Annotated in this window: 7 protein-coding genes and 1 pseudogene; 6 read left to right on the plus strand and 2 right to left on the minus strand. The window is 73.8% G+C overall.

What is annotated here, in order from left to right; translation table 11 throughout:
* The 6 genes and pseudogenes from ACZ7MY_RS42960 to ACZ7MY_RS42985 form a co-directional block, all read left to right on the plus strand.
* Positions 1-90, plus strand: a pseudogene (locus tag ACZ7MY_RS42960) (ABC transporter ATP-binding protein); the annotation flags it as partial.
* A gap of 111 nt (positions 91-201) precedes the next feature.
* Positions 202-651 (plus strand): hypothetical protein, encoded by a 450-nt coding sequence (locus tag ACZ7MY_RS42965; RefSeq protein ID WP_499611824.1) that lies wholly within the window; start codon positions 202-204, stop codon positions 649-651.
* Positions 652-750: 99 nt separating this feature from the next.
* Positions 751-1,089 (plus strand): ArsR/SmtB family transcription factor, encoded by a 339-nt coding sequence (locus ACZ7MY_RS42970; protein ID WP_499611827.1) that lies wholly within the window; start codon positions 751-753, stop codon positions 1,087-1,089.
* Between the two features lie 107 nt (positions 1,090-1,196).
* A complete protein-coding gene (locus tag ACZ7MY_RS42975) occupies positions 1,197-1,724 on the plus strand; it encodes a prefoldin domain-containing protein (protein WP_499611830.1) in 528 nt (175 codons plus the stop codon).
* Positions 1,725-1,902: 178 nt separating this feature from the next.
* Positions 1,903-2,091, plus strand: coding sequence for a hypothetical protein (locus tag ACZ7MY_RS42980; protein WP_499611833.1), 189 nt, complete (start codon positions 1,903-1,905; stop codon positions 2,089-2,091).
* A 17-nt stretch (positions 2,092-2,108) separates the two neighbouring features.
* Complete coding sequence (locus ACZ7MY_RS42985; RefSeq protein ID WP_499611836.1) at positions 2,109-3,062, plus strand: alpha/beta fold hydrolase; 954 nt, start codon at positions 2,109-2,111, stop codon at positions 3,060-3,062.
* Between the two features lie 52 nt (positions 3,063-3,114).
* On the opposite strand, the gene ACZ7MY_RS42990 is transcribed toward ACZ7MY_RS42985, so the two are convergent.
* Together ACZ7MY_RS42990 and ACZ7MY_RS42995 are read right to left on the minus strand one after the other, a co-directional pair.
* Positions 3,115-3,759 carry a TetR/AcrR family transcriptional regulator gene (locus ACZ7MY_RS42990; RefSeq protein ID WP_499611839.1) on the minus strand — a complete coding sequence of 215 codons (645 nt, stop codon included), beginning with the start codon at positions 3,757-3,759 and terminating at the stop codon, positions 3,115-3,117.
* Positions 3,756-4,136 (minus strand): cupin domain-containing protein, encoded by a 381-nt coding sequence (locus tag ACZ7MY_RS42995; protein WP_499611842.1) that lies wholly within the window; start codon positions 4,134-4,136, stop codon positions 3,756-3,758. Before ACZ7MY_RS42995 ends, ACZ7MY_RS42990 begins: the two co-directional genes overlap by 4 nt.
* Positions 4,137-4,490 lie beyond the last annotated feature (354 nt).

Raw genomic sequence — 4,490 nt, forward strand, 5'->3', positions numbered from 1 at the left:
GCCCTCGTCGCCACCCACGACCCCCAGCTCCTCGCCCTCGCCGACCGCGTCCTCGAACTCCGCGACGGCCACATCCTCACCACCGACTGACCCCCCGCCGCCCTCGAAAAGTGCGGACATCCCGTCCCTCCGCGCGTAAATTGGGATGTGAACGGTGCCGGTCCGTGTGAACACGGAACGCGCGGAGTCGAGGGGGATCGCATGGCGTCGGTGACCCGGAAGGCGCGGAGCGTCGAACACACCGCGGAGAGCCTCCAGGACGACCTGATCCGCCTCGAGGCACAGCGGCAGGCCCTGGAACGGGAGCTCGCCGCGGTCGTCGCACACCTGGGTTCGGTGCAGCGGGCGCTCGGCGCGCTCCAGGCGGTCATCCACCCCTCGTCGCACGCGCCCGAACCCGCCCCCGCGCCCGCGGACCCCGCGGCCCTCACCGGCGCCGACCGGACGTACGGGAGGCTCACCGAGCAGATCGTGGAGTTCTTCGAGCGGGCCGGCGACGCCGAGGTACGCGCCCGTGACGTCGCCGCGGCCCTCGGCCGTGACGGCGACAGCGGCAGCATCAACGCCGTCCGCAGCACACTGGACCGCCTCGTGGGCGCCTCGCGTGTCGACCGGGCGGGCCGCGGGCTGTACCGGGCGCGCCGGCCCTGACGGGCGCCCGGGCGGGGGCGGGACGGCGACCGGTGTGATACGGGCCTCCCGGCGGTCCGGGGTTCCACATTCTTCGAACGTTCGGGTTATCGTGACCGTATGGCGGACCAGCATTCCCACGAGGCGGGCGAGATGAGCCTGCCCCGCGTCCTCGCCGCGCTCAGCGATCCGACGCGGATCGGCATCGTGCGCGTCCTCGCCGACGGCAGGGAGCGCGGGTGGGGCCAGTTGCGGGCACCGGTCGCCAAGTCCACGTTGAGCCACCACCTGAAGATCCTGCGCGAGGCCGGCATCACCCGGACCCGCCAGGAGGGGACGCGTTGCTACGTCACGCTGCGTCGCGACGAGCTGGACGAACGGTTCCCCGACCTGACCCGGGCGCTGCTCGCGGCGGCCGACGCCGAGGACGTCGGCGAGGTCACCGTGGACGAGTCGTAGGACCGGGCACCGTCGTTGTCGGTGCACAGCGTGGTCACCGCGTGTGTTCGCCGTACTAATCTGTGTGCGCGGACGTCGGCCCCCAAGGGGCGGGAATGAGAGGACACATGGTCTCAGCAGCGCGCACGACCGAGGATCTCCAGGTCACGGCCGGAGCCCTGCAGGGAGAACTGCAGCGCCTGGAGTTGCAGAAGCAGGCACTCGAACGGGAGTTGGCGGCGGTCGTCGCCCATCTGGGATCGGTGCGCAGGGCTCTCGGCGCCCTCAGCCACCTGTCGGTCAACGGTGCCTCCGTCCCGGCCCCCGGCGGCCGGGACGCGGAACCGCCGTCTCCCCTCGTCGAGGACGTGGCGCCCGAAAAGACCGGGGACCCCGACGAGGAGAGCGCCGGGGACGGCCCGGCGGAGGGGGCCGCCGCTACCCTGCCGGGCGGCTACGGCAGGCTCACCGAGCAGATCCTCGAGTACCTGGCCACCACGGGCGGGTCGGAGGTACGGGCCCGTGACGTCGCGGCCGCCCTCGGCCGGGACGAGAGCTCCGGGAGCATCAACGCGGTGCGCAGCACGCTCGACCGGCTGGTGGGCGCCTCCAGGGTCCAGCGGGCCGGACGCGGGCTGTACCGGGCCGCGGTGTGACGGCCGGGGGCCGCGAGGCCCCCGGCCGCGGGTCGTTGTCACGTTCCGGGCGGCCGGCCTGTCGAGACTGTGCTCGACCGGCGCTCCGCGCCGGGTGGGCGGCCGGAGTACGGGGTTCCCCTGCTCCCGTCTCCGGCCGCTCCGTTCTCGACCGGCCGATCCGCCTGGAAGGGCAACGATGCTCCCGAACACCGATGACGCCCCCGACGTGCGGGCGATCGTCACGTCACTGACCGCCGAGGCCGCTTCACTGGACGCGTACGTCCGCCGGCTGCGCGAGGAGATATCCGCGGTGGACGCCCGGCTGGACGCCGTCCACGACGCCCTCCGCGGTCTGCCCGGCCTCCCTCCCACGGAAACACCGTGACACAGCATGTGGAGAGTGTGAACGCATCCGCCGTGCCCGCCGTCCTCCCCCGCGCCGCCGACGGCGCCGGGCCTCTCGCCCCGGGTACGCACACGATCACCGTCGACCACCGCGGCACCGCCGTCGCGCAGCGGTACCACGTCGCCGGGTCCGGCGGCCCGGTGTGCGTCGCCCACTCGGGCGGGCCCGGCATCGGCTGGGAGTACCTGCGCATGCCGCTCCTGGAGCGCGTGTTCACGATGGTGTACGTCGAACCGGTCGGCACCGGCAGCTCCGGGCGCCTGCCCGATCCTCGCGACTACACCTTGGCGACGTACACGCACTTCCTGAACGGTGTGGTCGAGCACCTGGCCCGGCCCGCGGTGACGCTGCTCGGCCATTCGCACGGTGGTTTCGTCGCCCAGCAGTACGCGCTGGACCATCCGGAGCGCCTCGGCTCACTGGTCCTGTACGACACGTCCCCGGTGACCGGCGAGGAGTTCTGGGCGTCCGCCGTGGCCAACATGGAGCGCTTCGCGCGCCGTCACGCCGCGGAGCACCCCGAAGTGTCCGGCTACGCCGAGACGCTGACCACCCCGCTCGGCCGGCTCGACGACGAGGGCGCCACCGCGTGCCTCCGCAGGATCATGCCGGCCTACGTCGCCGACTACTGGGGGCGCGAGGCGGAGTTCGGCCCGGCGCGCGGCTCCCTGCGCATGTTCGCCGAACCGTCGCTCGGCGAGGGCCCGCCCTTCGACGTCCGCGAGCGGCTCTCCGGGATCGCCACGCCCACGCTGGTGCTGGTCGGTGCAGACGACTTCATCTGCGGACCTCGCTGGGCACGGATGATCCACGAGGGGATCCCCGGTGCGCGGCTCACCGTCCTCGAGGAGACGGGCCACCTCGCCCACGTCGAACGCCCCGAGCGCTTCACCGACGTGGTGACGGCCTTCGTACGGGAACACACCGTCCCGCCGCAGCCACGGCACTGACCCGGCGTCGGGGAGGCGCGCGGAGGGCGCGGGGGCGCCCTCCGCGGCCGGTTCATCCGCGGGGCAGGTGGTAGGGCTCGCGCGGTCCCCGGGGGGCGGGTACGACCAGTCCGTCCACGTAACCGCGGACGAGGCGCGGGCACCTCTCCTCGGTGGCCCGCCAGGAGGTTCCCGGGAGGGGGCGGGCGAGTTGCGACACGACGGCGAGGACGTCCTCGGCGGTCACGTCGTCCCGTACCCGGCCCGCCCGCTGCGCGCGGGTCAGCAGACGCCTGGTCGCGGCGACCACCCGGGCCCGGGGTCCGGCTGCCGCCGCCGGATCGTCGCCGGGGGTCTCGGGCAGGCAGTACAGCGCGGCCGGACGCGCGGGCGCCAGGGACTCCAGGAAGCCGCGCAGCGCGACCAGGGGGTCGCTCGTGGCCAGCCGGGCCTCGGCGGCGGCGGCCACGCCCGCGATCCCCTCGGCGACGTCGGCCACCAGTTCCTCGCGGCTCCCGTAGTGGCGGTAGAGCGTCGCGTTGCTGACCCCGGCCAGGCGGGCTATCCGGTCCAGAGAGACGGTCGCGCCCTGGTCGGCGAGCAGGTCGCCGGCGGCCGTACGGATCCGGCGGCGGTTGCGCACCGCGTCCGCCCGCAGCGGGCCGCAGCGCGTCCCGCAGTCCTGCCGCGTTCCGCCGTCCTGCGCGGGCAGGGTCACGCGCCGGTCCGCGGTGGGCGCGGGGCGCGCAGGTGGGCGCGCCGGGCCAGTTCCTCGTCCTCGACCAGGGTGAGCATCGGCTGGCCCGGCGCGCAGAGCATGGTCACGACGAACCGGGTCCGCGCGTCCGGCAGGGCGTTGCCGTCCTGGTAGTGGATCACGTCGCCGCCCGGCTCCCAGAACGTCTCGCCGGCCTCGACGATCCGCTCGGGCTCGCCTTCGAGTTCGAAGCGGACGGCGCCCTCGATCACGTAGCCGAAGGCCGGCCCCGAGTGGCGGTGCGGCGGGGTCCCGGGGTCGCCGGGGGGCCACTCGACGGTGATGGTCATCCCCGAGGCGTCCTCGGGGATGAAGGGCGGCTTGGCCTCCAGCAGCATCGTCACCGCCGTCTTCCAGACCTCCGACCGCGGCTGCTCGTTGCTGCCGCCCTGTGTCTCCTTGTCCGACACTGTGCTGCACCTCCATGGTTTTGCCCGGAATGCGACGAAATGAGGGTATGCCGCCGGTGCGCCGGGCCGATGGACCGACATCGGCGGGCGGCGGCCGCCGCCGTCCCTTCCGGGCGGACGTGACTGCTCACTCCTACGACCGGACAGCACACGCTTCTGTGACGTCCGCCTCGTCCCCGGCCCGTCCCCCCCCGTTATCTTTTTCGCGGTCCTGCAAGAGGGCCGCTGGCCTCCGGGCCCGGTATGACTGTTGCCCCCTGTCGAAGGGATGACCTGGGGGGT

The sequence above is a fragment of the Streptomyces sp. NPDC111520 genome, assembly GCF_055635295.1.

Excerpts from the sequence above, each read along its gene's own strand:
- ACZ7MY_RS42995 (WP_499611842.1), bottom strand. The coding sequence starts at position 4,136 with ATGCTGCTGGAGGCCAAGCCGCCCTTCATCCCCGAGGACGCCTCGGGG.
- ACZ7MY_RS42970 (WP_499611827.1), top strand. The coding sequence starts at position 751 with ATGGCGGACCAGCATTCCCACGAGGCGGGCGAGATGAGCCTGCCCCGC.
- ACZ7MY_RS42965 (WP_499611824.1), top strand. The coding sequence starts at position 202 with ATGGCGTCGGTGACCCGGAAGGCGCGGAGCGTCGAACACACCGCGGAG.
- ACZ7MY_RS42975 (WP_499611830.1), top strand. The coding sequence starts at position 1,197 with ATGGTCTCAGCAGCGCGCACGACCGAGGATCTCCAGGTCACGGCCGGA.
- ACZ7MY_RS42980 (WP_499611833.1), top strand. The coding sequence starts at position 1,903 with ATGCTCCCGAACACCGATGACGCCCCCGACGTGCGGGCGATCGTCACG.